18 protein-coding genes and 2 pseudogenes are annotated in these 17,030 nt (G+C 68.3%); 5 read left to right on the top strand and 15 right to left on the bottom strand.

Annotated elements, in window-relative coordinates:
• Positions 1–27: 27 nt before the first annotated feature.
• Positions 28–813: a crotonase/enoyl-CoA hydratase family protein gene (locus tag ACFWAY_RS02755; protein WP_378509757.1), complete on the top strand. Its 786-nt coding sequence runs from the start codon at positions 28–30 to the stop codon at positions 811–813.
• 13 nt (positions 814–826) lie between these two features.
• Positions 827–1,765 carry a phosphatase PAP2 family protein gene (locus tag ACFWAY_RS02750; RefSeq protein ID WP_378450867.1) on the top strand — a complete coding sequence of 313 codons (939 nt, stop codon included), beginning with the start codon at positions 827–829 and terminating at the stop codon, positions 1,763–1,765.
• Here ACFWAY_RS02750 and ACFWAY_RS02745 read toward each other — a convergent pair.
• From ACFWAY_RS02745 to ACFWAY_RS02725, 5 genes are read right to left on the bottom strand one after another with little or no spacing between them, the layout of a single operon-like run.
• Positions 1,734–2,891, bottom strand: coding sequence for an alpha/beta fold hydrolase (locus tag ACFWAY_RS02745; protein WP_378450684.1), 1,158 nt, complete (start codon positions 2,889–2,891; stop codon positions 1,734–1,736). The two genes, ACFWAY_RS02750 and ACFWAY_RS02745, sit on opposite strands and share 32 nt — an antisense overlap.
• A gap of 58 nt (positions 2,892–2,949) precedes the next feature.
• Entirely contained in the window at positions 2,950–3,624 is a 675-nt protein-coding gene (locus ACFWAY_RS02740) for a DUF2064 domain-containing protein (protein WP_378509756.1), read from the bottom strand.
• Positions 3,621–4,295, bottom strand: a complete 675-nt coding sequence (locus tag ACFWAY_RS02735; protein WP_378509755.1) for a glycosyltransferase family 2 protein — start codon at positions 4,293–4,295, stop codon at positions 3,621–3,623. The genes ACFWAY_RS02740 and ACFWAY_RS02735 overlap by 4 nt, the downstream gene beginning before the upstream one ends.
• A complete protein-coding gene (locus ACFWAY_RS02730) occupies positions 4,288–5,355 on the bottom strand; it encodes an NAD-dependent epimerase/dehydratase family protein (RefSeq protein WP_378509754.1) in 1,068 nt (355 codons plus the stop codon). The genes ACFWAY_RS02735 and ACFWAY_RS02730 overlap by 8 nt, the downstream gene beginning before the upstream one ends.
• Positions 5,352–6,158 (bottom strand): S-methyl-5'-thioadenosine phosphorylase, encoded by an 807-nt coding sequence (locus tag ACFWAY_RS02725; RefSeq protein WP_378450680.1) that lies wholly within the window; start codon positions 6,156–6,158, stop codon positions 5,352–5,354. Before ACFWAY_RS02725 ends, ACFWAY_RS02730 begins: the two co-directional genes overlap by 4 nt.
• 20 nt (positions 6,159–6,178) lie before the next feature.
• Here ACFWAY_RS02725 and ACFWAY_RS02720 point away from each other — a divergent pair, with 20 nt between their 5' ends.
• Positions 6,179–7,591, top strand: coding sequence for a hypothetical protein (locus tag ACFWAY_RS02720; protein ID WP_378509753.1), 1,413 nt, complete (start codon positions 6,179–6,181; stop codon positions 7,589–7,591).
• Between the two features lie 38 nt (positions 7,592–7,629).
• Here ACFWAY_RS02720 and ACFWAY_RS02715 read toward each other — a convergent pair whose 3' ends face one another.
• From ACFWAY_RS02715 to ACFWAY_RS02685, 7 genes and pseudogenes are all read right to left on the bottom strand, one after another.
• Positions 7,630–8,301: a hypothetical protein gene (locus tag ACFWAY_RS02715; protein WP_378450678.1), complete on the bottom strand. Its 672-nt coding sequence runs from the start codon at positions 8,299–8,301 to the stop codon at positions 7,630–7,632.
• 86 nt (positions 8,302–8,387) lie between these two features.
• Positions 8,388–9,044 carry a methyltransferase domain-containing protein gene (locus ACFWAY_RS02710; protein WP_378450677.1) on the bottom strand — a complete coding sequence of 219 codons (657 nt, stop codon included), beginning with the start codon at positions 9,042–9,044 and terminating at the stop codon, positions 8,388–8,390.
• Positions 9,041–9,553, bottom strand: a complete 513-nt coding sequence (locus ACFWAY_RS02705; protein ID WP_378509752.1) for a hypothetical protein — start codon at positions 9,551–9,553, stop codon at positions 9,041–9,043. Before ACFWAY_RS02705 ends, ACFWAY_RS02710 begins: the two co-directional genes overlap by 4 nt.
• Position 9,554: 1 nt before the next feature.
• Complete coding sequence (locus ACFWAY_RS02700; protein WP_378509751.1) at positions 9,555–10,805, bottom strand: molybdopterin-dependent oxidoreductase; 1,251 nt, start codon at positions 10,803–10,805, stop codon at positions 9,555–9,557.
• Positions 10,806–10,921: 116 nt separating this feature from the next.
• Positions 10,922–12,130: a low temperature requirement protein A gene (locus ACFWAY_RS02695; protein WP_378509750.1), complete on the bottom strand. Its 1,209-nt coding sequence runs from the start codon at positions 12,128–12,130 to the stop codon at positions 10,922–10,924.
• Positions 12,131–12,169: 39 nt separating this feature from the next.
• Positions 12,170–12,541, bottom strand: a pseudogene (locus ACFWAY_RS02690) (MFS transporter); the annotation flags it as partial.
• Positions 12,529–12,741 (bottom strand): hypothetical protein, encoded by a 213-nt coding sequence (locus ACFWAY_RS02685; protein ID WP_378509877.1) that lies wholly within the window; start codon positions 12,739–12,741, stop codon positions 12,529–12,531. The gene ACFWAY_RS02685 and the pseudogene ACFWAY_RS02690, both read right to left, overlap by 13 nt.
• 164 nt (positions 12,742–12,905) lie before the next feature.
• On the opposite strand from ACFWAY_RS02685, the gene ACFWAY_RS02680 reads away from it, so the two are divergent.
• Together ACFWAY_RS02680 and ACFWAY_RS02675 are read left to right on the top strand one after the other, a co-directional pair.
• Positions 12,906–13,355, top strand: a complete 450-nt coding sequence (locus ACFWAY_RS02680; protein ID WP_378450673.1) for a DUF6325 family protein — start codon at positions 12,906–12,908, stop codon at positions 13,353–13,355.
• A 16-nt stretch (positions 13,356–13,371) separates the two neighbouring features.
• Positions 13,372–13,701: an SHOCT domain-containing protein gene (locus ACFWAY_RS02675; protein ID WP_378450672.1), complete on the top strand. Its 330-nt coding sequence runs from the start codon at positions 13,372–13,374 to the stop codon at positions 13,699–13,701.
• An 18-nt stretch (positions 13,702–13,719) separates the two neighbouring features.
• Here ACFWAY_RS02675 and ACFWAY_RS02670 read toward each other — a convergent pair whose 3' ends face one another.
• The 3 genes and pseudogenes from ACFWAY_RS02670 to ACFWAY_RS02660 all read right to left on the bottom strand — a co-directional run bounded on the left by ACFWAY_RS02670 (position 13,720) and on the right by ACFWAY_RS02660 (position 16,933).
• A complete protein-coding gene (locus ACFWAY_RS02670; RefSeq protein ID WP_378509749.1) occupies positions 13,720–14,550 on the bottom strand; it encodes an SDR family NAD(P)-dependent oxidoreductase in 831 nt (276 codons plus the stop codon).
• Positions 14,547–15,476 carry an alpha/beta hydrolase gene (locus ACFWAY_RS02665; protein WP_378509748.1) on the bottom strand — a complete coding sequence of 310 codons (930 nt, stop codon included), beginning with the start codon at positions 15,474–15,476 and terminating at the stop codon, positions 14,547–14,549. Before ACFWAY_RS02665 ends, ACFWAY_RS02670 begins: the two co-directional genes overlap by 4 nt.
• Positions 15,473–16,933: pseudogene (locus ACFWAY_RS02660) on the bottom strand (flavin-containing monooxygenase). The gene ACFWAY_RS02665 and the pseudogene ACFWAY_RS02660 overlap by 4 nt, the downstream one beginning before the upstream one ends.
• Positions 16,934–17,030 lie beyond the last annotated feature (97 nt).

Genomic DNA, 17,030 nt, shown 5'->3' with positions numbered 1-17,030 from the left:
CTACACCAGCGAGGAAAGGCGCACTCGATGACTTCCGACGTGGTACTCGTCCGCAAGGACGGCCCGGTCACGACGATCAGCCTGAACCGGCCCGAAGTCCGCAATGCCGTCGACCGGCCCACCGCCGAGGCGCTCGCCGACGCCTTCCGTGCATTCGACGCGGACGAGGACGCGTCCGTCGCGGTACTCCACGGCGAGGGTGGAACATTCTGCGCCGGAGCGGATCTCAAGGCGATCAGTTCCGGGACCGGGAACCGGGTGGCGCCCGACGGTGACGCACCGATGGGTATCTCCCGGATGCGGTTGTCCAAACCGGTGATCGCCGCGATCGACGGGCACGCGGTGGCAGGCGGGCTCGAACTGGCGCTGTGGGCCGACCTGAGGGTCGCCGGTGCGGGCGCCGTCCTCGGAGTGTTCTGCCGCCGCTGGGGCGTGCCGCTCATCGACGGCGGGACCGTCCGCCTGCCGAGGCTCATCGGGGAGAGTCGCGCGATGGACCTCGTCCTCACCGGGCGTCCCGTCGACGCCGACGAGGCCCTGAGTATGGGGCTGATCAACCGGAAGGTCGCGGCGGGGGAGGCACTCACCGCGGCCCGGCAGCTGGCCGCCGAGATCGCCGCCCTGCCCCAGGTGTGCCTGCGGCAGGACCGGTTGTCGCTGCTGGAGCAGTCGGGACTCACCGAGGATCAGGCCCTGCTGAACGAATTCCGGCACGGCGCAATCTCTCTGGCCGACGGAATGATCGAGGGCGCCGCGCGCTTCGCCGCCGGGGCAGGCAGGCACGGGGATGCTGCGCCCGTGAGTACTTATTAACCGCCCGCCGTTAATAAGTACTCACGGGGGGCGGCAGCATCTCCGGCGGGCGGTCTGGTGTGCGTACCTGCTGGCGCTGGCCATCACGATCTACACGCTGGGGCTCCCCACCGACCGTATCTACCAGGCGACGTGGATCGTCGCCGGCGTCGTCGCCTTCACGATCGATCGGCCGTGGCAGGACCATCTGCGCGTCGTGTGGGACTGGTTGCCGCTCATCGCCGCTCTCGTCGTCTACGACCTCAGCCGGGGCTTCGCTCACGAACTCGGGATGCCGGTGCGGGCGGAGGAACTGGTGTCCGCGGAGAGCTGGCTCTTCGGCGGCACGATCCCCACGGTCTGGTTGCAGGAGACTCTCCTGCCCCCGACGGGTGAGCTGCCGTGGTGGACTCTGCTCACGGGAATCGTGTACACCAGCCACTTCTTCGTTCCGTGGGTGGTCGCGGCCGTCTTCTACGTGTACTCCCGCGACCTGTGGTCGGGGTACATGCGGCGGGTGCTGCTGTTGTCCTATCTCGGCCTGGTCACCTACATCCTGCTGCCGTCCGTTCCGCCGTGGCTGGCCGCCGAGGGGGACGTGATCTCCGGCAGCGTGGGTCGCGTCGCCGGTTTCGGATTCGGTGTGGTCCCCACGGATGTCGGCACCCGGTGGCTGGAGGCGCAGAGCAACCCCGTCGCCGCGCTGCCGTCCCTGCATGCGGCATTCGCCCTGCTCGTGGCCGTCGCTCTCTGGCCGTTCGCGCAGAACCTGTTGTCGCGGGCGCTGCTGGTCGCCTACCCGCTCGCCATGGCGTTCGTGCTGGTCTACGGCGGCGAGCACTACGTGGTGGACGTGCTGGCGGGATGGGCGTACGTGGGCTTGGCGACCCTGCTGGCACGGGCGTGGGAGTCCCGCACGACGGCGTGGCCCGGCCGCGCCGTCACCGCCGGCCGCCCGCGACGTCGCTGGTGACCGACACCTCGTCGAAAATGGGCTGGAGGAACGGCAGGACGCGATTGACGATCGCCTCGTTGTAGGCGACCGGTTGCTGGTTCGGATTCGCGTGGCCGGTCCCGTCGAGCTTCGCCACCAGCAGCGCGCCGTCGGTCCCGCCGGATTGTTCGACGAGGATCTTCTGCGTGTAGTCGACGTCGACCACCGGGTCCTTCCACCCCGCGCGGGGACGCACGAAGACGATCCCGGGCCGCGGCTTGTCGTCCGTCTCCACCGCCAGCGACTTCAGGTTGTCGATCGCACCGGACGCGACGATGGTCTTGAACTGCGATTCGATCAGCCCGTTGCTCGCCACGTCCTCCGACAGGACCTTCTCGGTGAGGACCTCGTCGACGACGTCGCGGAACTCGTCGACGTCGACGTGCGGATACCAGTCCGACTTCGTGTCGAGGAACCTGCTCTGCCGGGCCGCGGTCTCCACCAGCAGGCGCATCGTCCGGCTCTCCCGCGCTCCGGGGAGCCAGCCGATCCACCGCAGCATGTCCTCGCCGCTGTCCCGGCTCCCGGCCCGGACGGCGTGCAGGTCCACCGGGGTGCAATCGAGTACCACTCCGATGAGGTTGGCGTCCGTGTCCTCGTAGATGTGCTGCGCGACCTCCAGCGCGACGACGCCGCCCATGCTGTGCCCGGACAGGACGATGTTGTCGATGCCCTCGTCGGCCGCGCGGGTGGCGATCAGTTCGCTGATCACCTTGGTGTCGATACCGCCGTTGTCGTACTGGACCGCCCATACCCGCCCGATGCGGTCGTACGAGGACAGTGTGCGGGCGGTGTCGGTGGCATCCTTGTTGCCCAGCCCGACCAGGTCGACGACGGCGGTGTCGTGGTCGGCGGGCGACTGCGCGTCGTACACCTCGTGGATCTGTGGCTGGGTCAGCGCGAGTCGCTCGCGTTCGGGTTGCACGTCGTGAACCCAGTACTGGCCTCCGGTCAGGAGCAGGGGGACGGTCCCGAGCGCGACCGCTGCGAGGAAGCGCCGGGTGCGACCGAATTTCTGCCACTGGTGCCCGAGCCGTGTCGCGTGCAGACGCGCCTTGCGGCGATCGTTGCTCCAGTCGGCCACGGTGGACGGATGGCGTGTCATTCTCTCCGACATCCACTCCGATGGTACGCGCGGGAGCAGAGGGGCCCGTGAGTACTTGTTAACCGCCCGTGGTTAATAAGTACTCACGGCGGAAGTGGCTGGACTCCGGGCAGAGGGCGGCGACGGGCGCGACGTCGGCCGCGTAGTCGACGTCGCGGAGCGTCGGCAGCGACAGAACCTCGGTGCCGGCCGCGAGGAGGGCCTCCCGGGTGAGGCGTCCGGTGTCGGGACTCGACGTGGGAACCGGGCGGATCGCCTCCGCCGCGACCGCGTCGGGCACGCCGAGGATCCACCACCCGCCGTCCTCCGCGAGTCCGAGGACGCATCGGCCCTTCCGCTCGGTGAGCAGGTCCGCCGATTCCCCGAGCAGTCCCGCCGTCACCTGCGGTGTGTCCATTCCGATCTGGAGAATCGGCAGGCCGAACGCGTCGAACGTGTCGGCGTGGGCGTTCACCAATCGCTCCGCGAAGCCCACACCTCGTTGCGGCAGCACCGTGAAGCAGTCCAGCGCCGCCGCGATGTCGGTGCCCCGGACCGCCCGGCCCAGGTCGCCGGTCATTGCCACCACCCGCCGCGCGACGCGGGCACCGGTGACGGCGTCCAGAGTGTCCAGCAGCGAGGCGGCGGCGAGGTCGGCGGCCCGGGCGTCGCCGACCACCCGTGCGAGCCGGGTCTTCGCGAACCCGGGCACCGGTGCCTTCGCGACCACGAGTACTGCGACGTCGAGGGTCACCCGATCACCTTCCAGAAGTCGTGGACGGCGACGACGGTGCCCTTCAGCGAACCCGACACCTTCGACGTGCCCGCGGTGCGCGGACGGTAGGTTATGTCGCGCTCCACGACCCGCCAGTGGGCGCGGCCGGCGAGCACGAGAAGTTGCAGCGGGTAGCCCGACCTGCGGTCGTCGACGCCCAGCGCGAGAAGGTCCTGCCTGCGGACGGCTCGCATCGCCCCGAGGTCGTGGATCGGCAACCCGTACCGGCGCCGGAGACGTGCGGCGAGGACTGCGTTGCCGATCCTGCTGTGCAGCGGCCACGTTCCACGCCGATCGGCCCGGCGCCGCCCCACGGCGAGGTCGGCGCCCGAGTCCAGCGCGGCAACCAGTCGGGGGAGTTCACCCGGGTCCATCGAGCCGTCGCCGTCCAGCACGCAGACCACCTGAGTCTGCGCCGCCAGCACCCCGGCGTGCACGGCCGAACCGTATCCCGGGACGTGCTCCCGCACCACCGACACACCGTGCGCGCCCGCGACTGCGGCAGTGTCGTCGGTGGAGTTGTTGTCCACCACCACCGTCCGGTAATCGGGTGGCACCGCGGCCAGCACTCCGGGCAGGGAACCGGCCTCGTTCATGCACGGGATCACGACGGTGACGTCCCGCGGAGAGATCGGTGCGCGCTCAGACACGGGGAGGTCCCGCCGGCGCGGCGTTCCTCAGGGGTGCGTGCGCGAACGCCGCGATCCCCTCGGCAGGCATGATCTGCGCCCGGAAGCCCAGCCGCTCCCGGGCCAGCCTGGGGTCGGCGACGATGTGCCGCACGTCGCCGGGACGGTACTCGCCGGTGACGACTGGTTCGGGGCCGCCGTAGGAACGGGCGAGCGTCGCGGCGACGTCGCCGATCGTGATCGGTTGTCCCGAGCACACATTGAATGCCGAGAATCCCGGCAGCGCCGCCTCGACTGCGGTTACGTTCGCCGCCGCGACGTCGTGGACGTGCACGAAGTCCCGCGTCTGCCTGCCGTCCTCGAACACGCGCGGTGGGTCGCCGTTCTCGAGCGCGGAGCGGAACATCGCGGCCACCCCCGAGTACGGGGTGTTACGCGGCATGCGATCGCCGTACACGTTGTGATAGCGCAGAGCCGTCACGGAACCGCCGGTGGCCAGTGCCCAGGCGAGCGCGTAGTTCTCCTGGGCGACCTTGCCGGCGGCGTAGAGACTCCGCGGCCGCAGCGGCGAGTTTTCCTCCACGAGTGCCCACTCCAGGGGATCGCCGGTGTCGGGGTCCGTCTCGTCGAAGAACCCCGCCGCCAGGTCGTCGGCCCGGCGAGCGACCGGTTCCACGAACTCGCCCCGCCCATTGCGATACCGGCCTTCCCCGTAGACGACCATCGACGACGCGAGTATCAGCTTCTCGCAACCCGACTCGTGCATCGCGGCGAGCAACGTCGCCGTGCCGAGATCGTTGTGGCTGGCGTAGGCCGGGGCGTCGCTCACATTTACACCGGCACCGACGACGGCGGCCTGATGGCACACGACGTCCACACCCCGCAGCAGCTTTGTCAGGGCGGGAAGGTCGCGGACGTCGGCGCGTCGCACACCGTCCGGCGACTCGACGTCGGCACCGTGCGCGGACGGGAGCAGTGCATCCATGGCCACGACGTCGTGGCCGGCATCGATCAGCGCGGCGCGGACGTGGCTACCGATGAATCCGGCTGCACCCGTGAGCAGTACGCGTGTTCCCGTCATGGAAGCTCGATCGGCAGTGTCACACCCTCGTGGACGCGGCAGGCTTCGCAGGGGCCCTCGGGGGCGGCGGCGATCGCGGACCGCACGAGCGTCTTCAGGGATCCGAGATTGCGCTGGAACTCGGCGAACACGTCCACGGCGCGTACTCCGTCGCCGGACTCGATCCCCGCATCGAGATCGGTGACCAAAGCGATGGTGGCGTAGCACATCTCGAGTTCCCGGGCGAGGACCGCCTCGGGGTGGCCCGTCATATTGACGAGCGTCCAGCCCTGTCGGGCGAACCACAGGCTTTCCGCCCTCGTCGAGAAACGTGGCCCCTCGACCACCACCAGTACACCGCCCTCCACGGTGCCCGGTCGCGCGGCAGCCTTGCGCAGGTCGGCGCAGTACGGGTCGGCGAACTGGACGTGGACGCCGCCTCCGTCGAAGTACGTCTGTGTGCGGCCGCTGGTTCGATCGACCAACTGGTCCGGCACGACCATCGAGCCCGGTCCCAGGTCGGGGGTGAGGCTGCCGGCGGCGCAGGGTGCGAACACCTGCCGCACGCCCAGCGTGCGCAGCGCCCACAGGTTCGCGCGGTACGGGATGGTGTGGGGCGCGAATTCGTGCCGGGCGCCGTGGCGGGGGAGGAACGCCACCCGCCTGCCCTCCACGTCGCCGACGGTGATCGGGGCGCTGGGGCTGCCGTACGGAGTGTCGATCGTGACTTCCGCGGCGTCCTCGTCGAAGAACGAGTAGAAGCCGCTTCCACCGATCACGGCAACGTCCGCGCGGGCCGGTTCGCGTGCACTCATTGCGGTCATGCAGTCAATCCTCCGTCGTTATGCTGGGCGCGAGTGCGACTTTCGCCGAAGGAGATGACGTCATCGGATCCCCGCAGCGCGCCGAGGAGCGGAATTTTCCGTACCGCGACGTCGTGGGCGCCGCACTCGCCCTGATCCTGGTGGTGGTCGCGTTCGTCGTCCCGCACCTGGGAAACGAGACGATCACCCCCATCGTCAACCGCACCGCGGAGAGTGTGCGGGATTTCGCGGACGCCGCGCCGCTGTTCGGGTTCCGCGACGTGCACTTCGGGTGGGGGACGCCGGTCGCCGTCGCCGTCGCGGCGGCGGTCGTGATGTGGGGGCCGGGCCTTGCGCAGGCGCTCGGGTGGCGCCGCCTCACGGTGGGAGTGTGGCTCGGGTCCGCCCTGTGGGCGATGGCGCTCGCGCTGGTCGACGGCTGGCAGCGTGGATTCGCCGGGCGCCTGACCTCCACCGACGAGTATCTCCACGAGGTCCCTCGTGTCACGGACATCCCGGCGACGCTGCGCGGTTTCGCGGACCGGATCCTGGACCTGCAGCCCGATTCGTGGACCACCCACGTGTCCGGGCATCCGCCCGGCGCGCTCCTGACGTTCGTCTGGCTCGACCGGATCGGTCTCGACGGCGGTGCCTGGGCGTCCGCGTTGTGCGTCGCGGTCGGGTCGAGCGCCGGTGCCGCCGTGATCGTCGCCGTCCGTGCGCTCGGTGACGAGGCCAAGGCTCGTCGCGCGGCCCCGTTCCTCGTCCTCGCACCCGCCGCGATCTGGGTGGCGGTATCGGCCGACGCGCTGTTTGCCGGCGTGGTCGCGTGGGGGATCGCCCTGATGGCATTGTCGGCGACGCGTTCCGTCCCGGTTCCCGCGCTCGTCGCGGTGGGCGCGGGCGTGTTGCTCGGCTTCGGTGTCTACCTCAGCTACGGGCTCACGTTGATGGCGATTCCGGCGGTCGCCGTCCTGGTGATCGCTCGCACTGCCCGCCCGCTGGTGGGCGCTCTGGTCGGCGCGCTCGCGGTGGCGGCCGTGTTCACGCTGTCCGGATTCTGGTGGTTCGACGGCTACCAGCTGGTGCAGGAACGGTATTACCAGGGCATCGCGTCGGATCGTCCCTTCGCCTACTGGGGCTGGGCCAACTTCGCGTCGCTCGTCTGCGCGGTGGGGTTGGCGGTGCCCGCCGCGCTGCCCCGGGCGTTCGCCTGGTCGCGGGTGCGGGCGCTGTCTCCGGTTCCCGTCCTCGTGCTCTCCGCGCTGGCGGCGGTGGTGATCGCCGATCTGAGCGCGTTGAGCAAGGCGGAGACCGAACGGATCTGGTTGCCGTTCGAGATGTGGCTTCTCGCCGCCCCCGCACTCCTGCCGCGCGGAAGCCATCGGTTCTGGCTCGCGGTGCAGGCCGCCGGTGCGCTGGCCGTCAACCATGTGCTGTTCACGAATTGGTGACGGCCGGCGCATCCGAGTTGCCGTTCGGGGGCAGACGGTCACTTGGTCGCGATCGTGATGGTGGCGATTCCGACCAGCAGCCCCGGCTTCACGGCGTCGGTCTTGAACGTCTGGTTCAGCAGTCCGGCCGCGTCCGCCGAGATCTTGACCTCGGTACCCTGCAGGATCGCGGTGTCGTTCGGTCCTGTCTGCAGCGGCTTCAACGTGCGGCCGTTGAGATCGAACAGCACCGCATCGGTGGCCGCGGACGCACCGTTGACGCTCACGTCGCCGGTGAGTAGCGACGTGCCCGGATCGATCGTGAAATCGGTGAGTTCGACGACCGTGCCGGGCGCCGCCAGCGACAATCCGCTGCCGTCGTGCATGATCTCGCCCTGGACATAGGGGTCGACCGTGCCCGGCTCCCAGTACTTCACGTTGCCGCCGGTGATCGGGAAGCTGACCGATCCGTCGGCGAGGGCCGCCGTACCGACCACTCCGGGGGTGAGGCCGAGCGTCGTCAGGGCTCCGGTGAAACCGGGATCCAGTGCGACGGCGGTACTCACCCCGGTCAGGTTGTCGACCTGGGCGACGGGTGCGGGTTGCGTGGATACTGCTGCTGCGCTCACATTCGACGACGTGCTCGAATCGTTGCTCGAGCACGCCGCCAGCGGGGTCAGGGCAAGGGTGCCGATGGCCGCTGCTACGAGTGCTTTTCGATAGTTCGACATGATGATCAAACAACCTTTCCGGAGGAAGGGGGGTGGGTGGATGTTCACTAGGTATTCGGTGCGACTCAGCCGGCGGATGGGAGCTCTTACGCCCATTCCATCCGCACGAAATACCGATTGGCGTGCTGCAGAACATCGATCACGCTCAGTCCGGCAGCGCGCGCGACCCCGGACATCGCCGCGACACCCACACTCGCCCATGCGAACCACTCTCCGGCGAGATGCTCCGTCTCCCAGCGCAGTAGTTCGTGACGAACTCCTGTCGTGGTCGGCGGATCCACCTCGGCGATCACAATTCCCCGTGGTTGCAACAATTCTCGCGCGCGGCGCAGGATCCGCACCGGTTCCCCGCCGATGCCGATGTTGCCATCGGCGAGCAGTACCCTGTCCCAGTGTCCGGACCGCGGAAGCGGCGCGAAGATGTCCCGGTGGAGCGCGAGACCACCGCGACGGATCGTGAGTTGCACTGCTGTGAAAGACGAGTCGACACCCAGCGCCGCGACGCCGGCCGAGACGAGCGCCGCGGTGAGGCGGCCCGGACCGCACCCGAGGTCCACGGTGGCGCCGTGACAGCCGGTGAGCATCACCCGGTCCGCGATTCGATCGGAGAGGGAGGATGCGTCACCGCCCATCCACCGGCCCACCGGCAAGGGGCGGCGCGTTCCCCGTGCGTCGCGCACCCAGCACGGGAGTCCCACCGACGCGCGTCGCATCAGGAGGTCCGTGGAGACGTCGGTCCTCATGAACTGCTCATCGTGTCACCAGCCTTGCGGGACAGTGCGAGTCGGAGGGCGTAGGCGACGGCGGACACCGCGAAGAACGCCGCGGTGAGCAGTAGCCAGCGGTCGAGGAATGGTTCCTGCGTCAGCCCCGTCGCAGCGAGATACGCGTCGGCGCCCTGCTCGATGATCCCGGGCAGGAACAGTAGCAGCGTCAGCCCCGACGCGAGTGCCGGCACGCGGATGTAGTTGAGCGCCGAAACCGACCGGGGTCGTGGAGTTATCCTGCCTCGCATGGCCTTCAGCCCGGACGTCAGGGACCGGTCCGCGAGCGCATACAGCGGGAACAGCACGAGGTCGTGGGCGATCACCGCGCCGAGGAACCACACGGCGATGGACTTCCACCACACGTCCTGATTCCACAGATTCTGCGGACCGACCACCGCCACCGCATATCCGGCGAGGGCGAAGCTGAACAGGACGGCCAGTAGATGCAGCGGGTTGGCTCCGTAGAAGCGGGCGAATCGGCGCATCTCACGTCTCCCGGAATTCGATGGCCTGCACCCATTTGGTGTTGTGAACGCCGGGCAGGGCGGGAACGATGATCCGGGCGGGGTAGCCGTGGTCGAGGGACAGGTCCGTGCCGTTGACGTCGAGGGCGAGCAGGGCGTCGGCGTCGCGCACCTGATCCGAGGTGAGCACCGCCTGGTTGAACGCCCCGGACCGTTCCAGCGACGTCACCTTCGCCGACGCGAAGTCCGTGACCCCGGCGGCGTCCGCGAGGTCACGCAGTCGCACGCCCGTCCACGTCTCGGTGGTGGACCACCCCTCGACGCACGCGATCGGGAGGGACGCGGTGTGCGACGGCATCGCGCGCAGTTGACTTCGGCTCAGCTGCACGGGTTCCGCGCCACCCGTCACCGAAAGCCGCCAGGTGTCGCCGGTCTGCTCCGGAGTGATCTGCGCGGCCGCGGCGGTGCGGTTGATCTGAAAGTCGTTGGGACCGTCGCCGTACGAGCGACCGCGCGGGAGGAGCAGCGCGGCGCTGCGCAGGAATCCGCCGGTGGTCTGCCCGACCGACAGGACGGCGACCAGCGCGGCGCCGCCACCGACGAGGGCGAGGGCGCCGCGGCGGCTGATCGTGGGAGGGGTGGGGTCTTCGGCCACGAGGCCGTTCTCGTCCGCAGGCTCGGGGCGCGTGTCCGCACGGGAGGTGCGCAGCACGTCCCGGAACGACCGCGAACGCAGCGACCTCACCATCAACGGCACCTTCAGGATCGTGTGCGTCACGAACCCGGCGATGAAGACCCACGCGCCCCAGTAGTGCGCCGTGTAGAAGTCGAAGCCGAAGATGTAGTCGTACTGGATGTTCAGGACCCCGGTGATGATCTCGAACAGCGCACCGCCGACCAGGGCGATCAGCGACAGACGTTCGAGCGCCTGCGCCGGCGACCGCACCGGCGGAAACACGAACAGTTTCGGGATCACCGACCACAGCTTGGCGAGCACGATCGGCACCAGGATCAGTCCGAGCCCGACGTGCAGCCCCTGCGTGAGCCGGTACAACCACGACGGCCGGGTGGGCCACGCGAAGTACGGAAGGTGCAGCCACCCGACGTCGCCGGGACGAGCCTGCCCGAACTGCGGACCGTACGCGATGTACGAGAGCAGTCCCGTGACTATGACGACCGGAAGTCCGATCAGCAGGACGACGCCGAATACGGAGGTCAGCCACGGTCCGCGCAGTGGACTGCGTAATCGGGGGCCGCGAGAGTGGTCGGTCATGGTGTATCAATCCCTCCGGCTCGATCATCTCGAGCCTCTGAGGTAATTCGGTGCCGCCGCGGGGCCGGACTGCTTCGCCCGTGAGTACTTATTAACCGCGGGACGTTAACAAGTACTCACGGGTGGGCGCCGTGGCGGATCTCGTCGCGGGGCTGGTCGTACCGGATCATCTCGTATCCGATCATCGCGAGCAGGACCGCGGTGAGCACGCCGAGGGTGGCGAGGGCCGGGATGTGCCAGACGACGGGAATCAGCGCGATCAGCACGACCGCCGTCGCGACGCGCGGCACGGTGACCGACCTCGTCGCGTACGCCTTGAACGTGACCAGCGCGAGGAGGTACAGCGCCGCGCCGCCGAACAGTGCGATCAGCGGCCAGCCGTGCAGCGGGTCGGTGAGCCGGTGATGGTTGCCGTCGCCGACGTACGACAGGATCTTCTTCAGGCCGAGCGACAGCATCACGACCCCGATCACCATCGGCAGGTGCAGGAAGCTGTAGCAGTTCCGGGCGATCCTGATCTGACGTGCACCGGTCGCCTCCTCGAAGGCGTGCTCGACGGCCAGCGACGTGACGTCGAAGTACGACCACCACAGCAGTCCCGACACCGCGAGCCCCAGCAGCGAGGCGACGATGATCGCCCAGGAGATCGGCAGGCTCGCGACGCCGATGCCGATCGACACGATCGACTCGCCGAGCGCGACGATGATGATGAGGCCGTGTCGTTCGGCGAAGTGGCTCACCGACCGCAGTCGCCAGTCGGTGCCGCCGATCAGTGTGCCGATGTAGTCGCCGGCGAGGGCGAGGATCCACATCACGGTCTGCGCCGTGCCGGTGAGCTGCGACGCGATGAGCAGGAACACGGTGCCGGTGACCATGCTCGGCGCGAAGCGCAGCACCTGACCGCGCAGTTGGGGGTCGGTGCGGCTGATGACCCAGAACATCACCAGGTGCAGTAGGCGGACGACGAAGTAACCGAGGGCGAAGATGACGGGGCCGTCCAGTCCGCCGGCCAGATCGTCGAACGCCTCGGGGATCGTCAGGGCGGTGATGAACATAGCGCCCATCGCGCCGAACATCACCACCCGCACGATGCCCTCGTCGGCGCGCACGAGGTTGCAGAGCCAGGCGTACCCCACCCAGCTCCACCACAGGACGGCCATCACCAGTGCGCCGCGCAGCAGATTCACCCCGGTGGGGTCCTCGGCCATCAGATCGGTGACGCGGGTGAGGGCGAACACGAAGACGAGGTCGAAGAACAGCTCGAGCGGCGACACCGACGCTCGCTCTTCGACGAGACGGGGACGCAAACGATGGGCGAAGGTCACGAGGAGAATGCTGCCACCGGACGGCGACGCGGGAAAGTCCTACGAACTGCGACGATCCGCGGGGTCGGGCGCAGCCTGTCGCTCGGGGGTGAGGACGGGGGTGCGGGGGATCCGCCCGGTGGAGAACAACGCCGTGATGGCGAGCAGCGCGGTGACGGCGTACGCCACCTGGAGTGCCTCGAGGCGCGCGTCGGAATTGATGTCGAGGATGTCCTTGGCGGTGGCTTCGGGGACCGACGCGTCGTCCAACGCCGCCGCCAGTTGTGTGTCGGAGAGAAACGGGACACCGCTCGCCAGTTCGGTGGTCGCCCGCTGTTGTACCGACTGCGGAACGTCGGGACCGGCTTGGATCCCCGCGACGATCGAGGTGCTCGGGGTCGCGACGAGTACCGATCCGATCAGCGCCGTCCCGCACCGTAGACGACCAGGCCGAGGGCGAACGCCCTGCGACGACCGATGATGGTGCCGATCTTGCCGCCGGTGATCATCAGCGTCGCCATGACGAGCGTGTACAGCGTGATGGCCGGCTGGATGCCGGTGATCGTGGTGCCCAGATCCGACGCGACCGCCGCCGGGACAATCTTCCTCAGCGTCGCATGCAGGCGCGTCACCGAAAATCATCCGAACAGGGTGAAAGCCCGTGAGAGGGTCTCGAACCGGATTATGCTCGAAAGATGGCCGGAATCTCGTGGGAGATCCCGGATCACTGTGACCGAGCCCTGATCCGGGGTGATATCCGCGGACCTGGTCGGCATGCATGAAGAGAGGTTTTCCGGTGAACGAAATCGACCCGGAGGATAGCGGACCCATCGATTATCTCGTGGTGGAGTTCCCTGCCGACCGACGACCGGACGGATCAGCGTTGACGATCCTCCGTGACCTCGTCGAGCAGGGCACCGTGCGAGTGCTCGACCTGGTCTTCCTTCGCAAGGAAGCGGACGGTTCGGTCGTGGCGATCGACATCGTCGACGTCGGACTCGAGGGCGGTATCGATTCGTCGCTCTTCGCCGAGGCCTCGACCGGCCTGCTCGACCTGGCGGACATCGCAGACGCCGGATCAGTACTCGAACCGGGTTCCTCGGCTGCGTTACTGGTCTACGAGAACAGTTGGGCCGCACCGTTCGCAACCGCCCTGCGCCGTAGCGGGGCGCAACTCGTGGCCTCGGGCCGCATCCCTGTGCAGGGCATCCTGGCGTCACTCGACGCGCTCGAAGCCAGAAACTGAAACCGAGGACAACATCATGCCCGGACTCCTCCGCGGAATCGCCCGCACCGCCGTCATCGCCGGAACCGCTACCTCCGTGTCGAATCGAGTGTCTCGACGTCAGGGCCAGCGGTGGGCGGCGAAAGAGCAACCACAAGAGCAACCACAACAGCAACCGCAAGGACCACAGAACGAGGCCCCGGCCTACGCTCAGGCACCCCCGCCGCAGGCCGCTCCCGCCCCCTCCCAGGGAGGAGGGAGCGTCGACCGGATCGCCGCGCTGAAGGATCTCGGAGAACTCAGAGCGCAAGGTGTGCTCACCGAGGACGAATTCGTCGCCGAAAAGGCGAAGATCCTGGCGTCCTAGGACGACCCCGGCAGTCGCCTACTTCATCCACGGCATGAAGGTCGCGAAACCGGTGGCGACCACCCGCTGATACGACGACCCGATGATGCGGGCCAGTACGTCGAGGGCCTTCGCCTCCCAGCCGATCACCACCCGGGCTCTACCCTTGCGAACTCCGTCGAGGATCGTCTTCGCGGCCATCTCCGGCGAGTGGAGGGCCAGCCTCTTGTCGAAGAATTCGGCAAAGGTCTGCGCGTCCTCGTCCTCGGCGACAGTGGCGTTCCGGGCAACGGCGGTCTTGATGCCACCGGGATGCACACACGTCACCTCGACGGGGTGCTCGGCGATCAGCATCTCCTGACGCAGCGCCTCGGTGAAACCGCGCACGGCGAACTTCGCTGCGTTGTACGCGCTCTGGCCCGGAACGGCGATCAGCCCGAACACGCTGGAGATGTTGACGACGTGTCCGTCGCCCGACGCGATCAGATGCGGCAGAAAGGCTTTGGTGCCATTGACGACGCCCCAGAAGTCGATGTCCATGATCCGCTCGATGTCCTTGAACTCGGACTTCTCGACGGTGCCGTTGTAGGCGATGCCGGCGTTGTTGTAGATCTGGTGGACCGTGCCGAACTGCGCGACGACGTCGTCCGCGTAGGCCAGCACGGCTTCCCGTTCGGCGACGTCGAGCCGATCGGACTTGACTTCCGCGCCGAGGGCTTCGGTCCGGCGGACGGTGTCGGCGAGTCCCACGGTGTCGACGTCGGAGAGCGCAAGCCTGGCGCCCTTCTTCGCGAGATCGAGGGCGAGGGCCCGGCCGATGCCGGATCCTGCTCCCGTGATGACGGCGACTTTGCCTTCGAACGTGCTCATGTGGATGCAACCCTGTCTGTGTCGGGGTGAACGTTCAGGATGTTCCGGCGCAGTGCCGCGCCGAGGTCGGTGACCGCCTCGCATGCCTCGGCGAGAATGCTGACCTGGAGGTGGAAGTCGTGCCAGAGGGCGTCGAACCGGCGGTGGTCGAGGACGCCCGCCGCGGCGGCGACGGCTGCTTCGATCTTGTCCGCGTCGACAGAGATCGGATCGTCGCCGGCGGTGTGCATGACGATCGGCGGCAGACCCGTCATGTCGCCGTACACCGGAGAGATCCCGGGCGACCTCGGGTCGTGGTGTCCGGCATAGCGCGGGGCCCACTCCGCCGTCATGGCCGGCAGGATGAGGGGATCGCGCAGCACCGGTCGCGTCCTGTCGACGTCGATCGCGAGGTCGGCCCACGGGCAGATCAGGCCGAGCGCAGCCGGGGCGGGGAGGCCACGATCACGCAATGCCGTCGCGAGCGCCAGCGTCAGTCCGCCGCCGGCGGAATCACCCGCGACGACAGTGGTGTTCGGGTCGAGTCCGTCGTCGAGTAGCCGGGAGTAGACCGCGACCATCTCCTCGAGCGCAATCGGGTAGCGGGCTTCCGGCGAGCGTGAGTAGTCGGGGATCACTGCGGTCGTCCCGGCGGCTGCGGCGAGGTGCGCGACCAGGCCGCGGTACCCCTTCGCGCTCCCGAGGGCGTATCCGCCGCCGTGGAGGTAGATCAGCGTCCCGCCGGTGGTGTGCGCCGGCTGCACCCGGACGACGGGGACACCGGCGACCGTGTCGCGCTCGAACCGGGTGCCCCGGGGCGGGCGAGCGGCGGCCGTCACCATCTCGACCATGAGGCGCTTCGCCCCGACGGACACGCGGTGGGACGCAAGCAGGGGTCGTGAACTGCGCAGACAGGCCCGGATGACACCTCGGTCGATGTTCCTCATGCCGGCGCCCCGAACTGCAGCAGCCCGTCGTGCACGGGGTCGTCGAGGAGCATCGTGGAGTCCTTCTCGTAGTGCATGAGAACCTTCCACGGCTCCTTGGACCCCTGGCGGGGCATGGCGTCCTAGCCGCGCTGCACGTACCCGGACTGCAACTGGTCGAGCATGCCGATGTCCATCGCGGAGTTCTCAACGTCGCGGGGCGTCGCGACGGTGTGGCCGCCCTCGTCCATGTACCGGAGCAGCCGGCACAGGTAGGCGCCTGCGATGTCGGACTTCAGGGTCCACGGCGCGTTGGTGTAGCCGAAAACCCATGCCAGGTTCGGGATTCCCTCGACGAGCACGCCCTTGTAGGTCATCTGCCCGTGCAGCGGTCGGGGCTGCCCGTCCACGGACAGTTCCATTCCGCCGAGCATCTGGATCTTCAGGCCGGTGGCGGTGACGACGACGTCCGCCTCCAGTTCCTGTCCGGACTTCAGCAGGATGCCCTTCTCGGTGAACGTGTCGATGTGGTCGGTGACGATCGACGCGTCGCCGGACGACAGCGCGGTGAAGAGGTCCGCGTCCGGCACCGCGCAGAGGCGCTCGTCCCACGGCATGTAGTTCGGCGTGAAATGGCTCATGTCGAATCCCGGGCCGAGGCGTCGTCGTACCTGCCAGAGCAGGAATCGGCGCATCTGCCGGGGCCACCGTCGGCATGCCAGGTAGAGCCCGCGCTGGAGGGCGATGTTGCGCTTGCGGCCGAACGAGTACACCCACTTGGCGGGGAGGAATCGGCTCAGCACCTCGGAGATCTTGTCGAGGGCGGGTATCGAGAAGATGTACGACGGCGAGCGCTGCAGCATGGTCACGTGCTCTGCATCGCCGGCCATCGACGGAACGAGGGTGACGGCGGTGGCGCCGCTTCCGATCACGACGACCCTCTTCCCGGTGTAGTCGAGGTCCTCGGGCCACTGCTGTGGGTGGACGCACCGGCCCTGGAACCGGTCCGTGCCCGGGAAGTCCGGCAGATGGCCGGCGTCGTAGTCGTAGTAGCCGGTGCAGCTGACCAGGAACCCGCAGGTGTAGGTGCGAATATCGCCGGTCGCCTCGTGCTCGGCCGTCACGGTCCAGCGTTCCTCGGCGGTCGACCAGTCCGCCCCGACGATCTTCAGGCCGTAACGAATCTTGTCCTCGACGCCGAACTCCCGCGCGGTGTCGGCGATGTACTGGCGGATCGACGCACCGTCCGCGAGCACCTTCGAGTCGTGCCACGGCCGGAACTTGTAGCCGAACGTGAACATGTCGGAGTCCGAACGAATACCGGGGTAGCGGAACAGATCCCATGTCCCGCCCAGCCGTTCGCGGCGCTCCAGCACGGCGATGGTCTTGTGGGGGAACTCGGCCGTCACCTGGCAGGCCGTTCCGATGCCGGACAGTCCGGCACCGATGATCAGAACGTCGAAATGTGTCGTGGTCATGGCTTCCTCGCGCTTCTGCCTGCTGGATTCGCAGGATGGGGTACAAACAGAATGACTGTGGGCCACGTCACAGGTCTTGACACTTCCGGACATGCTT

This window comes from Rhodococcus sp. NPDC059968 (genome assembly GCF_042738615.1).
Lineage (GTDB): Bacteria > Actinomycetota > Actinomycetes > Mycobacteriales > Mycobacteriaceae > Rhodococcus_F.
Note: the sequence above shows the minus strand (reverse complement) of the source record. Positions and strands in the feature narration are given on the sequence as shown.

Coding starts and splice junctions, on each gene's coding strand:
- ACFWAY_RS02675 (WP_378450672.1), top strand. CDS start 13,372: ATGCCCGGACTCCTCCGCGGAATCGCCCGCACCGCCGTCATCGCCGGA.
- ACFWAY_RS02745 (WP_378450684.1), bottom strand. CDS start 2,891: ATGACACGCCATCCGTCCACCGTGGCCGACTGGAGCAACGATCGCCGC.
- ACFWAY_RS02720 (WP_378509753.1), top strand. CDS start 6,179: ATGCTGGGCGCGAGTGCGACTTTCGCCGAAGGAGATGACGTCATCGGA.
- ACFWAY_RS02670 (WP_378509749.1), bottom strand. CDS start 14,550: ATGAGCACGTTCGAAGGCAAAGTCGCCGTCATCACGGGAGCAGGATCC.
- ACFWAY_RS02705 (WP_378509752.1), bottom strand. CDS start 9,553: ATGCGCCGATTCGCCCGCTTCTACGGAGCCAACCCGCTGCATCTACTG.
- ACFWAY_RS02730 (WP_378509754.1), bottom strand. CDS start 5,355: ATGACGGGAACACGCGTACTGCTCACGGGTGCAGCCGGATTCATCGGT.
- ACFWAY_RS02715 (WP_378450678.1), bottom strand. CDS start 8,301: ATGTCGAACTATCGAAAAGCACTCGTAGCAGCGGCCATCGGCACCCTT.
- ACFWAY_RS02755 (WP_378509757.1), top strand. CDS start 28: ATGACTTCCGACGTGGTACTCGTCCGCAAGGACGGCCCGGTCACGACG.
- ACFWAY_RS02665 (WP_378509748.1), bottom strand. CDS start 15,476: ATGAGGAACATCGACCGAGGTGTCATCCGGGCCTGTCTGCGCAGTTCA.
- ACFWAY_RS02710 (WP_378450677.1), bottom strand. CDS start 9,044: ATGAGGACCGACGTCTCCACGGACCTCCTGATGCGACGCGCGTCGGTG.
- ACFWAY_RS02700 (WP_378509751.1), bottom strand. CDS start 10,805: ATGACCGACCACTCTCGCGGCCCCCGATTACGCAGTCCACTGCGCGGA.
- ACFWAY_RS02725 (WP_378450680.1), bottom strand. CDS start 6,158: ATGACCGCAATGAGTGCACGCGAACCGGCCCGCGCGGACGTTGCCGTG.